Annotated in this window: 17 protein-coding genes and 2 rRNA genes; 5 read left to right on the forward strand and 14 right to left on the reverse strand. The window is 43.3% G+C overall.

Translation table 11 applies throughout. The annotated features are described in order from the left end of the window. Positions 1-190: ribosomal RNA gene (locus tag Xentx_RS13230) — 23S ribosomal RNA — on the forward strand; the annotation flags it as partial. An 85-nt stretch (positions 191-275) separates the two neighbouring features. Then, positions 276-391, forward strand: a 5S ribosomal RNA gene (rrf, locus tag Xentx_RS13235). A gap of 78 nt (positions 392-469) precedes the next feature. Here rrf and actP read toward each other — a convergent pair. The 3 genes from actP to acs all read right to left on the reverse strand — a co-directional run bounded on the left by actP (position 470) and on the right by acs (position 4,551). After that, positions 470-2,119 (reverse strand): cation/acetate symporter ActP, encoded by a 1,650-nt coding sequence (actP, locus tag Xentx_RS13240; RefSeq protein ID WP_074020698.1) that lies wholly within the window; start codon positions 2,117-2,119, stop codon positions 470-472. Beyond that, positions 2,116-2,427, reverse strand: a complete 312-nt coding sequence (locus Xentx_RS13245; RefSeq protein ID WP_074020699.1) for a DUF485 domain-containing protein — start codon at positions 2,425-2,427, stop codon at positions 2,116-2,118. The genes actP and Xentx_RS13245 overlap by 4 nt, the downstream gene beginning before the upstream one ends. 168 nt (positions 2,428-2,595) lie before the next feature. Beyond that, on the reverse strand, positions 2,596-4,551 hold the full coding sequence (acs, locus tag Xentx_RS13250) for an acetate--CoA ligase (RefSeq protein ID WP_074020700.1): 1,956 nt from the start codon (positions 4,549-4,551) through the stop codon (positions 2,596-2,598). Positions 4,552-4,931: 380 nt separating this feature from the next. On the opposite strand from acs, the gene sodA reads away from it, so the two are divergent. Then, positions 4,932-5,558 carry a superoxide dismutase [Mn] gene (gene sodA / locus Xentx_RS13255; RefSeq protein ID WP_074020701.1) on the forward strand — a complete coding sequence of 209 codons (627 nt, stop codon included), beginning with the start codon at positions 4,932-4,934 and terminating at the stop codon, positions 5,556-5,558. Between the two features lie 128 nt (positions 5,559-5,686). Continuing rightward, complete coding sequence (gene yiiM, locus Xentx_RS13260) at positions 5,687-6,358, forward strand: 6-hydroxyaminopurine reductase (RefSeq protein ID WP_074020702.1); 672 nt, start codon at positions 5,687-5,689, stop codon at positions 6,356-6,358. A 58-nt stretch (positions 6,359-6,416) separates the two neighbouring features. Here the strand turns inward: yiiM and trpS are convergent, their stop codons facing one another. From trpS to pilM, 11 genes are all read right to left on the reverse strand, one after another. Continuing rightward, positions 6,417-7,451, reverse strand: coding sequence for a tryptophan--tRNA ligase (trpS, locus tag Xentx_RS13265; protein WP_074020703.1), 1,035 nt, complete (start codon positions 7,449-7,451; stop codon positions 6,417-6,419). Between the two features lie 4 nt (positions 7,452-7,455). After that, on the reverse strand, positions 7,456-8,178 hold the full coding sequence (locus Xentx_RS13270) for a phosphoglycolate phosphatase (protein WP_074020704.1): 723 nt from the start codon (positions 8,176-8,178) through the stop codon (positions 7,456-7,458). Beyond that, positions 8,178-8,852: a ribulose-phosphate 3-epimerase gene (gene rpe, locus Xentx_RS13275; protein ID WP_074020705.1), complete on the reverse strand. Its 675-nt coding sequence runs from the start codon at positions 8,850-8,852 to the stop codon at positions 8,178-8,180. The genes Xentx_RS13270 and rpe overlap by 1 nt, the downstream gene beginning before the upstream one ends. A 59-nt stretch (positions 8,853-8,911) precedes the next feature. Continuing rightward, complete coding sequence (gene dam, locus Xentx_RS13280) at positions 8,912-9,730, reverse strand: adenine-specific DNA-methyltransferase (protein WP_074020706.1); 819 nt, start codon at positions 9,728-9,730, stop codon at positions 8,912-8,914. An 85-nt stretch (positions 9,731-9,815) separates the two neighbouring features. Next, positions 9,816-10,790: an SPOR domain-containing protein gene (locus Xentx_RS13285; protein WP_074020707.1), complete on the reverse strand. Its 975-nt coding sequence runs from the start codon at positions 10,788-10,790 to the stop codon at positions 9,816-9,818. Between the two features lie 261 nt (positions 10,791-11,051). Continuing rightward, entirely contained in the window at positions 11,052-12,149 is a 1,098-nt protein-coding gene (gene aroB, locus Xentx_RS13290) for a 3-dehydroquinate synthase (RefSeq protein ID WP_074020708.1), read from the reverse strand. Positions 12,150-12,194: 45 nt separating this feature from the next. Beyond that, positions 12,195-12,716 carry a shikimate kinase AroK gene (aroK, locus tag Xentx_RS13295; protein ID WP_038237472.1) on the reverse strand — a complete coding sequence of 174 codons (522 nt, stop codon included), beginning with the start codon at positions 12,714-12,716 and terminating at the stop codon, positions 12,195-12,197. A 443-nt stretch (positions 12,717-13,159) separates the two neighbouring features. Beyond that, positions 13,160-14,254, reverse strand: a complete 1,095-nt coding sequence (gene pilQ / locus Xentx_RS13300; RefSeq protein ID WP_083600971.1) for a type IV pilus secretin PilQ — start codon at positions 14,252-14,254, stop codon at positions 13,160-13,162. Beyond that, a complete protein-coding gene (locus Xentx_RS13305; RefSeq protein WP_074020709.1) occupies positions 14,251-14,802 on the reverse strand; it encodes a hypothetical protein in 552 nt (183 codons plus the stop codon). The genes pilQ and Xentx_RS13305 overlap by 4 nt, the downstream gene beginning before the upstream one ends. After that, on the reverse strand, positions 14,792-15,340 hold the full coding sequence (locus Xentx_RS13310; RefSeq protein WP_083600973.1) for a PilN domain-containing protein: 549 nt from the start codon (positions 15,338-15,340) through the stop codon (positions 14,792-14,794). Before Xentx_RS13310 ends, Xentx_RS13305 begins: the two co-directional genes overlap by 11 nt. Then, positions 15,340-16,188 carry a type IV pilus biogenesis protein PilM gene (pilM, locus tag Xentx_RS13315; protein WP_074020711.1) on the reverse strand — a complete coding sequence of 283 codons (849 nt, stop codon included), beginning with the start codon at positions 16,186-16,188 and terminating at the stop codon, positions 15,340-15,342. Before pilM ends, Xentx_RS13310 begins: the two co-directional genes overlap by 1 nt. A 220-nt stretch (positions 16,189-16,408) precedes the next feature. On the opposite strand from pilM, the gene mrcA reads away from it, so the two are divergent. After that, positions 16,409-18,940 carry a peptidoglycan glycosyltransferase/peptidoglycan DD-transpeptidase MrcA gene (mrcA, locus tag Xentx_RS13320; RefSeq protein ID WP_074020712.1) on the forward strand — a complete coding sequence of 844 codons (2,532 nt, stop codon included), beginning with the start codon at positions 16,409-16,411 and terminating at the stop codon, positions 18,938-18,940. Positions 18,941-19,032 lie beyond the last annotated feature (92 nt).

The following is a 19,032-nucleotide window of genomic DNA, read 5'->3' on the forward strand; positions in this document are numbered from 1 at the left end:
CCCGGTAGCTAAGTGCGGAAGAGATAACCGCTGAAAGCATCTAAGCGGGAAACTTGCCTTAAGATGAGTCTTCCCTTACTCCTTGAGGGTACTAAAGGAGCGTTCGAGACGAGGACGTAGATAGGCTGGGTGTGTAAGCGTTGCGAGACGTTGAGCTAACCAGTACTAATGAACCGTGCGGCTTAACCTGACAACACCGAAGGTGTTTTGGGCATGAGAGAAGAGAAAGTTTCAGAGAGAGAAAACAGCTTGTTCGGGATTGAAAACAGGATTTGTCTGGCGGCAAGAGCGCGGTGGTCCCACCTGACCCCATGCCGAACTCAGCAGTGAAACGCCGTAGCGCCGATGGTAGTGTGGGGTCTCCCCATGTGAGAGTAGGGAACTGCCAGACATTCAATCAGTCAGAGAAGCCATCCGTTACCGGATGGCTTTTTTGCGTTTGAAAAAAATCGAAATAATTAACCAAAAGCTAATGTGCTTTCCCTTGTTCGATACCAATACCTGTTTGCGAACGAATAAACTGACTGCGAAACATTTCCCTTTCCTGCATTCCTTGTGCGGAAGTATCAGTAATTGAAGATAACCAAGCTCCAATAAATGCTATAAACATGGAAAACAAAGCTGGATATTCATAAGGATAAATTGGTTTCTCATGACCAAGAATACTAACCCAGATCGTAGGGCCTAGGATCATTAATACAACTGCTGTCAGTAATCCCAACCATCCACCAACTAATGCTCCACGTGTAGTCAGCTTGCTCCAGTACATTGACAATAAAATGATAGGGAAATTACAACTTGCGGCAATGGAAAAAGCTAAACCAACCATAAAAGCAATGTTTTGTTTTTCGAACAAAATACCCAAGCCAATAGCAACTAATCCCAGAATAACGACAGTAATTTTTGAAACTTTTAGCTCATCTCGTTCATTAGCTTGTCCCCGTTTAATCACATTGGCATAGAGGTCATGAGATACTGCGGAAGCGCCTGCCAATGTTAACCCTGCTACTACAGCTAAAATAGTGGCAAAAGCAACAGCAGAGATAAAACCAAGGAAAAAATCACCGCCAACGGCATTTGCCAAATGGACAGCAGCCATATTTGTACCACCAATTAATGCGCCAGTTGCATCTTTGAATGAAGGATTGGCACTGACTAGTAGAATTGCACCAAATCCGATAATAAACGTCAGGATATAAAAATAGCCGATAAAGCCAGTTGCATAGAAAACACTTTTACGAGCTTCTTTAGCATCACTGACGGTAAAAAACCGCATGACAATATGGGGTAATCCCGCAGTACCGAACATTAATGCCAATCCTAGAGAGAGGGCAGAGATAGGATCAGATACCAATCCTCCAGGGCTCATGATGGCAGGCCCAAGAGAATGTACCGCAATGGCCTCTTTAAACAGGGTATGAAAATTGAAATTAACCGTTTTCATGACCATCAGGGCCATGAATGTAGCTCCTGCCAGCAACAAAACTGCTTTAATAATCTGGACCCATGTTGTTGCCAGCATTCCGCCAAATAATACATAAAGCACCATCAAAATACCGACCAAGACAACAGCGACGTAATAATTCAATCCAAATAGCAATTCGATCAGTTTTCCAGCTCCGACCATCTGAGCTATTAGATATAACGCAACAACAACTAACGAACCCATTGCGGATAAGGTACGGATAGGTCGCTGCTTCAGCCGATAAGAAGCGACATCAGCAAAGGTATAACGCCCCAAATTTCTTAATCTTTCGGCAATGAGGAATAGAATAATTGGCCAGCCAACGAGAAAGCCAATGGAATAGATCAGCCCATCATAGCCAGATGTATAAACTAACGCTGAAATTCCCAGAAATGAGGCGGCTGACATATAGTCACCCGCTATCGCCATACCATTCTGGAATCCAGTAATACGTCCGCCAGCGGTATAGTAATCTGAGCGTGAAATAGTCCGCTTTGAAGCCCAGTAAGTAATACCAAGAGTTAACCCGACGAATAACAGAAACATGATAATTGCCTGAATATTCAAAGGTTGTTTTTCTACATTACCGGAAATGGCATCTGCTTGGGCTAGGATAGGAAAGAGGGAAGAAAATAATAATACGATTTTTTTCATTTTCTCACCTCGTTGAGAATAGTTGACGTCAGACGATCAAATTCACCATTCGCCCTGACTACATAAACTCCGGTCAGTATAAAAGATATGAAGATGATCCCAATTCCTACAGGAATTCCCCGCGTCATACTGGTATCTTCATGAAGTTGTGTTCCAAGCCATTCAGGAGCAAAAGCAATAAGGAAAATAAAACTAACATAAAGCACTAACATAATGATGGATAACAGCCAGGCAAAACGCCCTCGCTTCTTAACTAACTCCTTAAAGCGGGGATTATTTTCAATCTCTTGATAAATGTCGTCACTCATTGGAGTATCTCCTTGCTGATTTTAAACGTTACACCTTAAGCCACCTCATGAGATACCAGATATTGGATAGCCATACCCAAGGAATTCCTGATGATTAGCCAAGTTCCTGTACGGCTCCGTACTTTTGGTGATACGTTATTCAAGCCGCCTTGCGGCGGCGCATATGTTTTACGACATGTTGATGGATTGTTTTTCTTCCAGCAGTTTTTCAACAACTCCCGGATCGGCCAGCGTGGAGGTATCTCCTAAGTTGCTGGTATCACCAGAAGCAATCTTGCGCAAAATACGCCGCATAATCTTTCCGGAACGCGTTTTGGGCAGAGAATCAGTCCAATGAAGGATATCGGGTGTTGCAATTGGGCCGATTTCTTTACGAACCCAATCCCTGACCTCGGTATACAGTCCAGGGGAGGGCTCTTCACCATGAACTAGCGTGACGTAGGCGTAAATAGCTTGTCCTTTAATATGATGAGGGATGCCAACAACGGCAGCTTCAGCGATTTTAGGGTATGCAACCAGAGCTGATTCAATTTCTGCGGTTCCCAAACGATGGCCTGAAATATTCAGAACATCATCAACACGGCCGGTGATCCAGTAATAGCCATCTTCGTCACGTCGAGCACCATCACCACTGAAATACATTCCCTTGAAAGTGGAAAAATAGGTTTGTTCAAAACGCTCATGATCACCATATAAAGTTCGTGCCTGTGCTGGCCAGGAATCCGTGATAACAAGGTTGCCTTCACTCACCCCCTCTAAAATTTCTCCAGAATTATCAACCAACGCTGGATTAACACCAAAAAATGGCAGAGTTGCGGAGCCTGCCTTGAGATCGGTAGCTCCTGGTAGCGGTGTGATCATGAATCCGCCAGTTTCGGTTTGCCACCATGTATCTACAATAGGGCATTTACTGTTGCCTATTTTTTTGTAGTACCATTCCCATGCTTCTGGGTTGATGGGTTCTCCCACAGAGCCCATAATGCGCAATGACGTACGCTTAGTACCTTCTATGGCTTTATCACCTTCGGCCATTAATGCCCTAATGGCGGTTGGCGCAGTATAAAGAATATTAACTTTATGCTTATCAACTACCTGACAGAGACGGTTAACTTCAGGATAGTTGGGGACACCTTCAAACATTAAAGTCGTGGCACCACAAGACAAGGGCCCATATAGCAGGTAGCTATGTCCTGTTACCCAGCCTATGTCGGCTGTACACCAGTAAATTTCTCCAGGGCGATAATCAAACGTGTATTTAAACGTTAAAGATGCATAGACTAAATAACCGCCAGTCGTGTGCAGGACGCCTTTAGGTTTACCTGTAGAGCCTGAAGTATAAAGAATGAATAATGGATCTTCTGCACCTATCTCTTCAGCGGGACACTCAGCACTAACACTCTCGGTCAGTTCATGCCACCATAAATCGCGATTGTCATTCCAGTTTTTGGTATTTCCGGTACGTCTGAAAACAACCACATTAGTCACACTAGTAACGTCAGAATGGTTCAGAGCCTCATCGACATTTTTTTTCAATGGGATTGTGCGGCCAGCTCGCAAGCCTTCATCTGCGGTAACCACGAGCTTAGCGTTGGAATCGATAACTCGGCCAGCGATAGCGTCAGGAGAGAAGCCACCAAAAATTACGGAATGGATCGCGCCGATACGGGCACAGGCCAACATTGCGACGGCGGCTTCTGGCACCATTGGCATATAGATAGCAACAACATCACCTTTTTTGATCCCCAGTTTTTTCAACACATTAGCAAATTGGCAGACGTCATGATGTAATTCTCGATACGTAACATGGCGGGATTCTGCGGGATTATCTCCTTCCCATATAATGGCAGTTTGATCACCACGTTCTTGCAAATGGCGATCAAGACAGTTGGCACTTAAGTTCAGGGTGCCATCTTCAAACCAGCGGATGCTGATATGCCCAGGATCAAAAGAGGTATTTTTGACCTTGGTGTAGGGCCTAATCCAGTCAACTACTTTACCTTTTTCACCCCAGAAGCCTTCTGGGTCTTGTACTGACCTTTGATAGTCTTGTAGGTACTGTTGCTTGCTTATCAGGGCCGTATCTGCAATATCAGCAGGAATAAGATGCTTGATTATTTGAGTCATATTTTTATCTCCTTGCAATTGTTAATACTATGTCAAAACAAGGTTAACTAAAGTGTAAGAAGAATTTTTGTTTCTTTTTTGCGCGGAAGATCACGCAATAAAGAGAATGAATTTTATGGAATGATCATTTAATGCTGTAGATTTAAGCGAGACTAAGTAATGAGTTTATTATTTTTATTGGCCTTATATTCTGTTATTTCAGTTTTTAATTGATATTTTTATCTAGGTAGAAGCATGAAACGTGAATGTATAAAGGAAACCATAGTAACAATATGGAATTGATAATCATTTTCATTATCTTTCAATTCACTATAATAATCATACTGTTCACAAGGCGTGAGCTTTATATATTCTAAATTCTAAACTACTGGAGATATGATATGAGTTATTCATTGCCTTCTCTACCTTATTCCTATGATGCGTTGGAGCCTCATTTCGATAAACAGACGATGGAAATTCACCATACTAAACACCATCAGACGTATGTCACTAATACGAATACTGCTCTGGAAGCCTTTCCAGAATTAAGCAAACTTGATATCGATGATCTTGTTCAGCAGCTTGATAAAATTCCAGCAGATAAACGCAATTTTATACGCAACAATGCGGGTGGTCACTCAAACCACAGTCTGTTTTGGAAAGGCTTAAAATTAGGTACGGTATTGGATGGTGCCTTGAAAACCGCAATTGAACGTGATTTTGGCAGTATCGACAGCTTCAAGGTAAAATTTGAACAAGCGGCAGCAACTCGTTTTGGCTCTGGCTGGGCATGGTTGGTACTGAAAGAAGATGGCAAACTTGCTGTTGTTTCAACAGCTAATCAGGATAGCCCACTAATGGGTGAAGAGATAGCCGGTGCTTCTGGCTACCCGATTGTGGGTCTGGATGTATGGGAGCATGCTTATTACCTGAAATATCAGAATCGCCGCCCTGATTACATCAAAGCATTTTGGCATGTAGTAAACTGGGATGAAGCGGCAAAACGCTACGAAGAAAAAATCAAATAATCCATTCAATTATTTTTCATAAGAATGCTGGTCATGGCTGTGACCAGCATTCTTATTGTCTGCAATCTTGGTTATTATGCCTGGATAATACGTGTTCATCTTCACTAGCTCATTGAGAGGGAATAAAAATGTATTATCCACAAATATATAGAGGCAAAATATCATCGTCAGAAACATTGGGTTTCAGTGCGATCAATAAATTGGTGGTGAATGGTAGTTTACAGCTAACCTCTCTTGGGCTAGAAGGCGATGAACAAGCGGAAACTCGTTTTCATGGTGGAGCTGATCGGGCGCTTTGTCATTATCCAAGAGAGCATTACCTATTTTGGAAAAGGCAATTTCCTGAATTGATGGAATTATTAGTCTCTCCCTTGTTTGGTGAGAATATATCTACAGAAGGAATGACAGAAGATACTGTTTATATTGGCGATATTTTCCAATGGGGTGAAGCTCTGATTCAAGTAACTCAACCACGCTCTCCATGTTATAAACTCAATTTTATTACAAATATCAGTGAGTTTGCGGCGATGATGCAAAATAATGGGCGTTGTGGTTGGTTATATCGTGTTATCTCTCCTGGCTTAGTTAGTGCTGGTGAACCGATAAAACTGTTAAGTCGTAATAGCGATGTTTCTGTTAAGGAAGCAATTTCCATTGCTTTTCATAACCCATTTGATGAAGAGCTGTATCGTCGCCTAATGGGCGCTGCTGGATTGTCTGCCAGTTGGAATCTGACGATGCAAAAACGCATATTGCATGGAAGAATTGAGGATTTTAATCGTCGTTTATTCGGTAAGTAACGGAATTTCTATGCCAAAGGGGGAAATGTACCCTTTGGCATTCACATAAGGTCGGCGGTTACGGGTGAGCGATCAAACCTACCGCTTCATAGACTTTATCCAAGGTTGCCTGGGCACGAGCTTTGGCCTTGGCTGCCCCTTCTGCCATGATTTGGTTAAGTAAAGCTTCATTGTTACGGAAATGATGGAAACGTTCCTGTAAGCCTGTCAGCATTTCGCTTACGGCATCTGCGACAGCCCCTTTCAAATGGCCGTACATTTTACCTTCAAACTCGGCTTCTAATTCAGGAATAGTTTTACCTGTTACACCAGCGAGAATATCCAGTAAGTTGGAAACGCCTGGTTTATTTTCCTGATCGTAACGTACGCAAGGTGGTTCATCAGAATCGGTAACCGCACGTTTAATTTTCTTGACGACGGATTTAGGGTCTTCCAGCAGAGCAATGACGTTATTGCGGTTATCATCCGACTTCGACATTTTCTTGCTCGGATCTTGCAATGACATCACACGGGCGCCACCTGTTGGGATGAATGGCTCTGGAACAGTGAAAATATCGCCGTATAAAGCGTTAAACCGCAGCGCCAAATCGCGGGTTAATTCAAGGTGTTGCTTCTGGTCAATGCCGACAGGGATTTGATTGGCCTGATAAAGCAAAATATCAGCAGCCATGAGAACCGGATAATCAAACAAGCCAGCATTAATATTTTCTGCATGGCGAGCTGATTTATCCTTGAACTGAGTCATGCGGCTAAGTTCACCGAAATAAGTGTAGCAATTCAGCACCCAGCTTAACTGGGAATGTTGTGGAACATGTGACTGAACGAAGATGGTGCTTTTCTTTGGATCAATACCACAGGCAAGGTAAAGTGCCAGCGTATCCAGCGTGCGTTTTTTCAGTTCATTGGGATCTTGACGCACAGTAATGGCATGCTGGTTAACGATGCAATAAATGCAATCATATTCATCTTGCATTTTAACCCACTGACGTAACGCCCCCATATAGTTACCGATGGTCAATTCACCGGAGGGTTGTGCGCCGCTGAATACAATAGGTTTTTGGGAGTTTGGTTTCATTGCAGTGGGTTCATTCATTTTATTAAGCTTCCTGTATTTTCAGACTGGATAATGGTTTCAAAGTGGATAGTCCAATAGTTGGGAGTAAATCCGAAAAATGGTCCAATACATAATTTGGATGGCTTGACGCTATCGACTCTCCGTAGTTATATCCATAGGTTAAACCAACACACGGGCAACCAGCGGCTTGTGCTGCTAAAATATCATTACGGGAATCGCCAACAAAAAGCAATTCTTCTTTATGCAAACCAAACATACCCATTGTTAGATAAAGTGGGGCGGGATGAGGCTTTTTCTCTTTAACATCGTCACCGCCCAATACCAATGAAAAGTATTCACTGATACCTAGTGATTCCAGCAATGGAGCAATAAAAGGAGTTGGTTTATTCGTAACAATCGCCATTGGCAAATTGTGTTTTACCAGTTCTGCCAACGTCTCTTTTACCTGGGGAAACAGTTGGCTGCCTGTGGTTACGCTAGTTTCATAAAATTTATCAAACAGCTTGCGTGTTTCACTATGCAATTCGGCAGATAGTTCTGCTCCAGCCCACTTCAGTGCACGTTCAACCATGACATCAGCACCATTGCCTATCCAGACGGCAACGTGTTCTTTGCCCGCCGCGGGTAAGCCTTTGGCCATCAGAGCTTGATCTAAAGCATCAGCCAGCCCGCCAGCACTGTCCACCAGTGTGCCATCCAAATCAAATGCAATGGCACGAATTCCTTTTACGATGTCATTTTTCATTATGCTACCTTCGATAATTCGCGGCGCATCTCATCAATAACCGCTTTATAATCTGCTTGGCTGAAAATAGCAGAGCCGGCAACGAACATATCTGCGCCAGCTTGAGCTGCCTCAGCAATATTATTGGGTTTGATACCACCATCAACTTCGAGACGGATATCGTATCCGCTGTCATCAATGATTTTACGTACCTGACGCAGTTTTTTCAGTGTTTCTGGAATGAAAGACTGGCCACCGAAACCTGGGTTAACAGACATCAACAAAATTACATCCAACTTATCTAATACATAATCAAGATAGCTAAGCGGGGTTGCTGGATTGAAGACCAAGCCCGCTTTGCAGCCATGTTCCTTGATAAGTTGCAGTGTGCGATCGGCATGCTCACTGGCTTCAGGATGGAAAGTGATATAAGTTGCACCAGCTTTGGCAAAATCAGGAATAATGCGATCAACAGGTTTTACCATTAGGTGAACATCAATTGGCGCAGTAATGCCATAATCGCGCAGTGCCTGACAGACCATTGGACCAATCGTCAAATTTGGCACGTAATGGTTATCCATGACATCAAAGTGCACAACATTAGCGCCTGCTGCCAAAACCTTAGCGGTATCTTCACCTAATCGGGCAAAATCTGCGGATAGAATGGATGGGGCAATCAGAAAGTCTTTCTTCACTGTTATCTTCTCCAATTCATTGTTTTATCCCCTGTTATTTCAGGGGCTGGAAACCTCAATCACTTTTGGCAGTATAACGCCAAAAGTTCATCAACTTTACTGCGGGCAAGAATATTTCTACTTATTGTCCGGCGGGCTTTAACAATGTAAAGGGAAGCATGATGATACCACTCCCGTGTCATCGGCGTGTCATGATTAGAGATAAGCACCGGAATACCTTTTTGAGACGAGATATGGTAGGCAATATGTGCCAGATTTTCCTGATCGAGAAGGTTAAAACTATTTGTATGGTAGGCTGTAAAATTAGCCGTAGCAGAAAGTGGGGCATACGGGGGATCACAATAAATCACCGAGCCATTTGAGGCATTGTTTAATGCTATTTCGTAATGTTGGCAGATGAAAGCTGCTTTCTGGGATTTTTCTGCAAACCAGTAAAGCTCATCTTCAGGAAAATAAGGCTTTTTATAGCGCCCAAAAGGCACGTTAAACTCACCTCGTGAATTATAGCGACAAAGCCCGTTATAGCAGTGGCGGTTCAGGTAAAGAAACAGCATACTACGGCGAAAAGGATCTTTGCTTTTGTTGAACTCTTCTCTTAGGCGATAGAAGTTTTCGGCAGTGTTGAACTCCGATGAAAATAATGGACGGACATGATTAATAAATTCATCCGCACGAGATTTTACGGCATTATACAGGTTGATCAGATCACTATTGATATCTGACAAAATGTAAGAATCATAATCGGTATTGAGGAATACCGAGCCTGCGCCAACAAATGGCTCAATCAAGCAATCTCCCTCTGGCAGATGACGTTTAATATCATCTACCAAGGGGTATTTTCCACCGGCCCATTTTAAGAAAGCGCGTTTTTTTTTCATGCCGTCAAATTAGTTATTCAATAATTTCAGAGCCGCAGATTGTACTCTGTTTAGGACAGCATATCAGCGCCTAATCAAAATAGTTTTATTTTTTCAGATCTTGCTGAACTTGTTGTAGTTTTCTGACCCAAGGCTTTTTGGCCTGAACTTCAGCAGGGAGTGAAGAAATGGCCCTTTTAGCATCAGAAACAGAACTGTAATTGCCATGAATCAAGATAAACCATGTCTTGCCATCGCGTTTTGTTTCATAAACCTTGTAGTTAGAAAGGTTATTTTTTTTCGCGAAGGCGGTTAAGGTATCAGAACGGCCGGCACTACTCAATTGTAGTGTGAATTGGTTTGCTGATGCTTTCAGCAGATCACCTCCAGCATCGATTACGCTCTTTTTATTGACCTGATGGTGACTAGTCGCTTTGGCGTAATTCTCTTCTCTAACCTGATTTTCTGTTTTGGGTTTTTCTATTTTCGGTGGTGTAACTTTTGCTGGCACAACCTTCTCTGGTTTATTTGGTTCAGTAGGAGGTGTTACTGCTGGCTTAGTGGGTTTAACTTGCGGTTGTGCCAGAGTGTTTTGCACAGAATTATTAATGTTGCTTTGTTGTTGATTCAAAGCATCAGAAATATCACCGGGTAACTCTATGCGCTGGTTATAGCCACCAGTTCCAGTTGCGGGGGGAAGATCTTTACTTGGTATACTACTAATTGGTGGCGGACTGATTTCACGTGCGCCATGCGTTGTTGGCTCTGACGGATTTTCTTGCTCGCTGCCAGGGGAATTGGTAGAAAGTGAGGAAGAACCAGAAAGGTTAACACTCCTTTCCACAGTATTTTGCTGTGATTGCTGTTTTTCATGCTCAGTGGGTGATTTTAATGCAGAGCTGATAGCAATAATCAGAAGCAAAAGTACCAGAATACCAACACCGATCATTATTTGCTGGCGTGATATTGCGAGCTTAGGTTGATTGGATTGGCTTCTGGAGCGCTGAGGGCTGCGATCAGAAGTATCAGGCTTTAATTCATGTTCTGTTTTTTGTTTGTTTTCTGATTTTAATTCGTCCATATGCCCTCCCAACAGAGATAGTTCTGCCAATTGTTATTGAAGAGGTTTGGCAGTCTGACCTAACTAAAACCGATGATGCTTTATTTGATAATGTAGCTATTGTATAGCATAACAGCTAGAGAATAATTCATCATTCAGCTTTATATTATCAGCGCAAATTTTGCCATATCCAGAAATTCCCTTCATCTTCCAAATTTCAGCTGGGCATTAGAATTTACTGCCAGAGCAATAAGTTGGAATTAATTAGAGAGTATCGTGTATCTAGCGGGGGGATGGCTGAGATAGACGAATGGCATCCAATATAACTTCTTTCTCAATATCAGTACGAAGTTTTGCTTCCCCAATGGCTGTCGGTAGTACCAGATGCAGTTTTCCGGCAGAAACTTTTTTGTCACGCATCATATGAGGTAAATAGGTATCAGGTGACATTACTTCAGGGCCATTGATCGGTAATTTTGCGCGTTCCAACAAGCGAATAATCCGTTGGATGTCCTGCTTTGAGAATGTGCCGACGAGTTCAGAAGCTTTGGCAGCCATCACCATACCCGCCGCAACGGCATGACCATGTAGCCAGACACCATAACCCATTTCAGCCTCAATTGCATGTCCAAAGGTATGACCGAGGTTCAACAATGCACGCATTCCACTGCGTTCTTGTTCATCAGCTGCGACAACCAACGCCTTGAGTTCGCAGCAACGACGGATGCAATAAGCCATTGCAAGGCCATCGAGAGCCAATAATTTCTCAATATTTTCTTCAAGCCAGCTAAAGAATTTACCATCCAGAATGATGCCGTATTTAATGACTTCAGCCAGACCTGAATATAACTCTTGAGCAGGTAATGTTTTCAGGCAATTGAGATCGACAATAACCGAAGTGGGCTGGTAGAAAGCGCCTATCATGTTTTTGCCGAGGGGGTGGTTGACTCCTGTTTTTCCACCGACGGAAGAGTCAACCTGAGAGAGCAGTGTGGTGGGTACTTGGATGAAACGAACGCCGCGTTGATAGCTAGCCGCGGCAAACCCCGTCATATCACCGATTACACCACCACCAAGGGCGATAAGTGTTGTGTCACGACCGTGATTATTTTCCAGCAAGGCGGAAAAAATGTCATTGAGCACAAACAGTGATTTGTGCTGTTCACCGTCAGGCAAGATAACTTCATTTACCCGAAGATCCATTCTCTGCAATGTGGATTTCACCTGTTCAAGATACAGGGGAGCAAGTGTCTTATTGGTCACTATCATGACCTGTTGACCAGCTTGCAGGGGCTTGAATGCCTCACTGTCAGAAAATAGCCCTTCGGCTATGGTAATTGGATAGCTTCTTTCACCTAACGTAACAGTCACTTGTTCCATATCAGCTTTCGCCTTATCGTTTGCCGCTGTGCGGACTCGCTATAATCAGTTTTTTTCCAGTAGTTCAATGATTTGGTTAGCGACGACTTTGGCGCTTTGCTCATCTGTGCGAATAGTCACATCAGCAATTTCCTCATAAAGAGGATTGCGCTCATCAGCCAAATTCTCTAAAACTTCTCGTGCTGGTGCATCAACTTGAAGTAAAGGGCGTTTTTTATCGCGCTGGGTACGAGCCAACTGTTTTTCGATGGTTGTTTCTAAGTAGACGACCACACCACGGGCAGACAGGCGATTGCGGGTTTCTTTTGATTTAACAGATCCCCCTCCAGTAGCCAATACGATGCCTTGTTTTTCAGTCAGTTCGTTAATTATTTTTTCTTCGCGATCGCGGAAGCCTTCTTCGCCTTCCACATCAAATACCCAGCCCACGTCAGCTCCGGTACGTCGCTCAATTTCTTGATCAGAGTCGTAAAACTCCATATTGAGTTGCTGAGCTAACTGACGACCAATAGTGCTTTTGCCGGCACCCATAGGCCCAACCAGAAAGATATTGCGTTTCTCTGCCATGTTTTTGGTATTACTAAGACTGTTTGTTAATGATAACCCGCCCCGCCAATAAAATTAGCCACGGGACCTAAACTGAAACCTCATGAGTGAGAATGTGAGATCAGATAGGAAAATTATCTCAGCACATCAGCCTGTATTGCAACTATATAAATTTCGCACGAACCGAATCACCTGGTTTATGCTTTTGCTGGCCGATTAAGAGCCCAGTATATCTACCTTCCATCTTACAACTTGCTGTTTTGCTAAAATTTGCAATCTATTGGGTATAAGCTCTTGCTTGCGATGTTAGATCTGCCCACTCAATTAGTTAATCCTTGTATGCTAAATTACTCTCAGCGTCAAATCCATAAACAGGACAGACCAAGAAAAACGGTAGGTGATTTGACATAAAAAACACAATTTTGGCATTAATATTTTGATTTTTAAGTGATATTTTTAATTGATTAAATATCGGTCAGTTGAGGTGTAATAAAAATTACGAGTTCTCGGCGACTATGTTGTTCTCCTTTTTGGTTAAATAATGCTCCCAATAGGGGAAGATCGGACAGATAAGGAACTTTTTGTAAACTTGCGGTTTTTTTCTGTTGAAAGATCCCCCCAAGAATTAAGGTCTCCCCATTTCTAATCGTAACTTGAGTTATTATCTCTTGTTTATCGATAGCCAGATTTTCATTTCCTCCCTGATTGATGGAAAAACCAGGGGCATTCTGGCTGATTTTTAGCGCGAGCCGGATTTTTCCCTGCCTTAAAATATGAGGGGTAACTTCCATACCCAATACTGCCTCTTTAAATTGAACGGTTGTTTTATTCTTGTTCTGAACGACATAAGGAATTTCAGAACCTTGTTTGATACTGGCTGCTTGTTGGTGTGAAGCAGTTAGCCGTGGGCTGGCAATGATATCGAGCTGGTTTTCCTGCTCTAGTGCGCTGAGTTCCAGCTCTAACAAGTTTGCGTGAATGCGGGCGGTATTCAGTACCAACCTATGGCGTTGATTGCCGGCAGGTTGATGTAGATTTAAGCGGTTTAGACCTATTGATTGATTATGTGGATCGGCGTTTACTCCCCAGTGAAGCCCCAATTCATGCAGGGCTTCCCTGCTGCTGGTAACAATATGGGCGGTAATCTGTACTTGTTGTTGTGGAGTATCGACTTCTTTCAGCCAGTTTTTGATACGGGTAATAGCATCAAATTTATCTTCCAAGATCAGGCTGTTGGTTAAGGGATCGTGTTCAACCTTTCCCCATTTTGTCAGTAACGCAGGGTGATTTTGCTGTAATTGTTCTGCTACTTGCCCTGCATCAGCGTATTGCAAAGTAATTGCCTGATATTCGATCTCTTGTTCTTGCTCATTTTGTTCTGTTGGAGAAAAGTCAGTCTTATCCTCTATTACAGATATGGGAGGCTGGAACGGATCTCTTATTGGCATTTCAAAATTTGGCTCTTCTCCGGTATGGTTTTCCGCAGCAGGATTTTCTGTAGCAAAACCGAATTGGGATAATAAGAGTAAGATTAGGAGAATTAAAGGATGGCGGTTCATGATTTCTCCTTATCTGAAAAAACTATGCGAACCATTAGGCTATCGTCAGAGGGAGTAATTGTGATGTGCTTAATCAGTAACGGTGGCTGCAACTTTTGAATTTCATTCAAGAAATGGAGAAATTGGCTGTAATTTAGCGACAGCATGATATGCCACAAAACGTGTTCATTTTCTTTGTGGATTTTCCACTCCATTAGCTGACTGCCAGAGTGAGTTAGCGGTATATGCAGTCGTTTGAGTATGGTCGTATTTTGGGACGGAATATTTTTTGAGGATGAGAAATGACTGTTTTGGGCAAGGCTTGTGGTCATGTTCTGGATCTTCTGTTGAGTTTCAGGCAGGGATGGCAGTTCAGCAAGCTTCTGCTGAGATAGTACCTCATTGTGTTGCTGTTGCTTAATATCGCTCTGGAGGGTATGAATTTCCTGCCGATTTTTCTGCCAGACCAAAAAGTAGAATCCCAACAGCAGTGAGATGATGAGCAATTGCTGCAAGACAAGCTGTTGCCAAACAGGGCGATAAAACCATTCAAGGTAATTATTTCTCATTGGATTCTCCCATCAACCAATTTGCATCAATGGTAAAAACCTTGAAATGATCTTCTGTCGTGGTCATTTTTCTTAGCTGTACATTGTTAAGCAAAGTATCGTCAGTCAGGTTATCCAACAAATTGGAGATATCTGTATAGTTTTGACTGCGGGCGGTAAAAATTAATTGTCCACTGTCGTCACTAAATGCAGTCAGCCAACTATTCTCTGGTAATAAATGAGGAAGTTGGCGAAAGAGTTGTAAATAGCGTTGATTCTGTTCCATGAATATGTGTTTTTTCCGTAATAGTTGTGACAATTGTTGATGTTGTTGCACGGCCTGGTCTGTTGCGCTGATAGTTTGTTGCAATTGAGCCAATTGGTGAGTAATTTCCGTTAATTGTCCGCGATATTGTTTAATCTGGTTTGTTTGTAGCGTAGAAATAAACACCAATACTGTTGCCCACAATGTAAATTGTAAGCAAAGTAGTGCTCCCCATGTTTGGCACTGACGTTTTAGCTTATTCTGCCGCCAGGGTAAAAAGTTGACTTGATGCATCACTGATCACTCGGCCTGAGAGCTAAACCTGCGGCAATAATGAATGCATTCGTTTTGTCTGGCAGTGGGGGGTGGTAATGACGGAACGCCATTAAGAGTTGCCAAATATTGGCCGATTTTGTTGATACTGATATCGCTTTTACTGATGTCGATTGCTCTTCATCGCTGTAATAAATTGCATAATCTTCTGTTTCTGGAGTCATGGGGAGCTGGTTGATGATTTGGAGTAGCTGTAAATCCGGTTGTGAAGCTATCAGGCCAGAACTGAAAGGTCGGTTGGCAGGAGCTACCCAGAGCCAGTCTGTTATACGTTTGTGAACCAACCAACTGTTGTCAGGCACTCCCGCAAGTTTAGCTACATAACGCAATGCACAGGGTGCAATATCAATGGCATCAAGAGATAAATTGATCTCTGCAAACAGATTCAGCCAGAGGTTGAGATCTTTTTGGCGAGTTGCACTGATGCAAATCTGCTGACCATGAACACGATAATCCAACGCTAGCTCACTGACAGGAAATTGTTTTTCAGCATTGGCGTGCACAAACCAGCCGAGTTCCGGTTCTTGCAAGGTAGTATTGTTAGGCAAGGCGATCTGTCTCTGTAAGGTTTGCTGAACAGGGAGAGCCAATCTTAGGCTAAGATTCTTAGGTAATATTTTTCTCCATTGCATTAAAATGCGGAGTAATTTTTCAGGATCTTGTAGCCGTCCTCCTGAAATAATCTCGCTGGATAAGTGATATTGCCAGCAGTGCCGAAGTTGCCAACCATCACGGCGTTTAATGGTGGCAAGAGCGCGAATGTAGTGATCTTGGATATCCAATCCGATATACCATTTAGGTGGATACATATAGAGATCTCCTTATCTACTATCAACGAAAACATCAACTTAATGAAAACCTAATGAGACATGAAAGCGGGATTGGTAAAGGTGATATCTATTATTGTACATATAGTATTGTACATGTAGTGTTGTACAGCCCTTATACTAATCCCTTTATACTAAGCCTTTTATACTACGTACTGATCGTTTATAAACTGCCCAATTAACATGGCATGAGAAATTTCAGGTGAAGTTCATAAAGTATTTTTTGATCCTTATTGTTGTTTGCATTTTATTGGGAGTCGCCTCGATTTTTGGTTTGTACAAATATATCGAGCCACAGCTTCCTGATGTTGCGACTTTAAAGGACGTCCGATTACAAACACCTATGCAGGTGTTCAGTGCTGATGGCGAATTAATAGCCCAATATGGTGAAAAGCGTCGTTTACCCCTTACCTTGTCAGAAATACCCCCCCTCATGGAGAAAGCCTTTATTGCCACGGAAGATAGTCGATTTTATGAACATCATGGTGTTGATCCCATCGGGGTTATTCGTGCTGTTTCTGTGGTCATCACTTCTGGTCATGCTTCTCAAGGGGCGAGTACCATCACTCAGCAGCTTGCGAGAAACTTTTTTCTTAGCCGAGAGAAGACGTTGATACGTAAAGCGAAAGAGGCATTTCTGGCGATTAAGATCGAACAATTATTAACTAAGGATGAAATCCTGGAGTTGTATCTCAACAAGATTTATCTCGGCTATCGTGCTTATGGCGTTGGCGCGGCGGCTCATGTCTATTTTGGCAAGAACGTCAATGAGTTGACATTGGGTGAGATGGCCATGATTGCTGGTTTGCCGAAGGCGCCTTCAACGTTTAACCCACTTTATTCTTATGAGCGAGCAATCAGCCGTCGCGATGTGGTACTGGGAAGAATGTTGGAAGAAGGGTATATCACTCGGCGTCAGTATGACGAAGCCAGAGAAGAAAAATTGGTTGCTCGTTATCACGCGCCACAAATTGTTTTTTCTGCGCCTTATCTAACGGAAATGGCTCGTCAGGAAATGATCAATCGTTATGGTGAAAATGCCTATACAGATGGTTATAAGGTCTATACCACTATCACGCGTAAATCCCAGTTAGCGGCTGTGAACGCGGTGCGTTCCAATGTGATTGACTATGATGTCCGTCATGGTTACCGCGGCCCCCAAGAAGTGTTATGGAAAGCCAATCAATCGGCATGGAGCCAAACGCAGATTATCGATAAGCTGAAAACCTTACCCAAATATGGTCCTCTGGTGCCGGCCATTGTGACGAGCTCCAGCGCTAATCAGGCACAAGTTATGTTGGTGGATGGCAGCAACATTGAGTTGACAATGGCCGGTGTGCGCTGGGCTCGTCCATTTAAAACCGATAGCTTACAAGGAGCTACACCACGTAGTGTCAGTGAAGTTATTCGGGCAGGCGAACAAATTTGGATCAGAAAAGTCAATGATACTTGGTGGTTGGCTCAACTTCCCGACGTTAACGCGGCGCTGGTCTCCATCAATCCAATGAATGGTGCGATAGAAGCGTTGGTAGGTGGGTTTGATTTTGAACTGAGTAAATTTAATCGTGTGACACAATCGTTGCGTCAGGTCGGTTCCAATATCAAGCCATTCTTGTATACCGCAGCAATGGATAAAGGGCTAACGCTGGCTTCATTGCTGAATGATGCGCCAATTAGCCGTTGGGATGCTGGAGCTGGGGCGGATTGGCGTCCGAAAAACTCACCACCGACTTACGATGGGCCAATTCGCTTGCGTCAGGGGTTAGGGCAATCTAAGAACGTAGTGATGGTTCGTGCCATGCGTGCAATGGGGGTTGATTACGCTGCTGATTACCTGAAGCGTTTCGGTTTACCAGGTGAAAATGTTGTACGTACAGAATCTTTAGCACTGGGTTCCCCTTCATTTACCCCGCTACAGTTAGTACGCGGTTATGCCGTGATGGCAAATGGTGGTTATCTGGTTGATCCTTACTTTATCAGCAAAATTGAAAATGATGAAGGGAAGGTACTGTTTGAAGCGAAACCTAAAATTGCTTGTCCACAATGTGAAAACATTCCGGTGATTTATGGTGAAACAGCACGTTCCATTGAATTGTCTGAAGACTCTATTGAGAACGTGGCTCACTCTGATGTTCCGCAAAATCCAGCCTTACCGCCTCAACCGGAGTTAGAGAGCGTATCGGGAAATGTTAATGTGGATGATCAACAGTATGCTCCTCACGTTATCAGTACACCGTTGGCGTTCCTTATCCATGATGCCTTGAATACCAATATCTTTGGTGAGCCGGGTTGGATGGGAACGGGCTGGCGGGCTGCCCGTGATTTGAAGCGCCGTGATATTGGTGGTAAAACTGGGACGACCAACAGCTCAAAAGATGCGTGGTTCTCCGGTTATGGCCCAGATATGGTGGCAACAGCCTGGATTGGTTTCGATGAACATAGCAGAAGCTTGGGGCGTACTCCGGCATTAAAAGGGGAAGGTGGTGCGAAAACAGCTCAGCCAATTTGGGATGATTTTATGAAAACTGCGTTAGAAGGTGTTCCTGAGAAAGTCATGGAACCCCCTGCCGGCATTGTTTCTGTCACGATTGATCGAGCTACAGGTAAGTTATCTAACGGTGGTAGCAATACCCGTAAAGAGTATTTCATTGATGGCACTCAGCCGACGGAATATGCCGTACCAGATGTAGGTACGACAGTCACTGAGAATGGTGAAAGCCGTGAATTATTCTGATTAATTTTCCCCTAAGATAACGGAAATGGAAGATAAAAAGGCCTTGCTGGGGAACGGGCAAGGTCTTTTGTTATTTTTTGATACAGTATTGG

Source organism: Xenorhabdus thuongxuanensis (assembly GCF_001908095.1).
Lineage (GTDB): Bacteria > Pseudomonadota > Gammaproteobacteria > Enterobacterales > Enterobacteriaceae > Xenorhabdus > Xenorhabdus thuongxuanensis.

Bases quoted from the DNA above. Each gene is read 5' to 3' on its own strand.
- actP (WP_074020698.1), bottom strand. From the start codon at position 2,119: ATGAAAAAAATCGTATTATTATTTTCTTCCCTCTTTCCTATCCTAGCC.
- Xentx_RS13245 (WP_074020699.1), bottom strand. From the start codon at position 2,427: ATGAGTGACGACATTTATCAAGAGATTGAAAATAATCCCCGCTTTAAG.
- acs (WP_074020700.1), bottom strand. From the start codon at position 4,551: ATGACTCAAATAATCAAGCATCTTATTCCTGCTGATATTGCAGATACG.
- sodA (WP_074020701.1), top strand. From the start codon at position 4,932: ATGAGTTATTCATTGCCTTCTCTACCTTATTCCTATGATGCGTTGGAG.
- yiiM (WP_074020702.1), top strand. From the start codon at position 5,687: ATGTATTATCCACAAATATATAGAGGCAAAATATCATCGTCAGAAACA.
- trpS (WP_074020703.1), bottom strand. From the start codon at position 7,451: ATGAATGAACCCACTGCAATGAAACCAAACTCCCAAAAACCTATTGTA.
- Xentx_RS13270 (WP_074020704.1), bottom strand. From the start codon at position 8,178: ATGAAAAATGACATCGTAAAAGGAATTCGTGCCATTGCATTTGATTTG.
- dam (WP_074020706.1), bottom strand. From the start codon at position 9,730: ATGAAAAAAAAACGCGCTTTCTTAAAATGGGCCGGTGGAAAATACCCC.
- Xentx_RS13285 (WP_074020707.1), bottom strand. From the start codon at position 10,790: ATGGACGAATTAAAATCAGAAAACAAACAAAAAACAGAACATGAATTA.
- aroB (WP_074020708.1), bottom strand. From the start codon at position 12,149: ATGGAACAAGTGACTGTTACGTTAGGTGAAAGAAGCTATCCAATTACC.
- aroK (WP_038237472.1), bottom strand. From the start codon at position 12,716: ATGGCAGAGAAACGCAATATCTTTCTGGTTGGGCCTATGGGTGCCGGC.
- pilQ (WP_083600971.1), bottom strand. From the start codon at position 14,254: ATGAACCGCCATCCTTTAATTCTCCTAATCTTACTCTTATTATCCCAA.
- Xentx_RS13305 (WP_074020709.1), bottom strand. From the start codon at position 14,802: ATGAGAAATAATTACCTTGAATGGTTTTATCGCCCTGTTTGGCAACAG.
- Xentx_RS13310 (WP_083600973.1), bottom strand. From the start codon at position 15,340: ATGCATCAAGTCAACTTTTTACCCTGGCGGCAGAATAAGCTAAAACGT.
- pilM (WP_074020711.1), bottom strand. From the start codon at position 16,188: ATGTATCCACCTAAATGGTATATCGGATTGGATATCCAAGATCACTAC.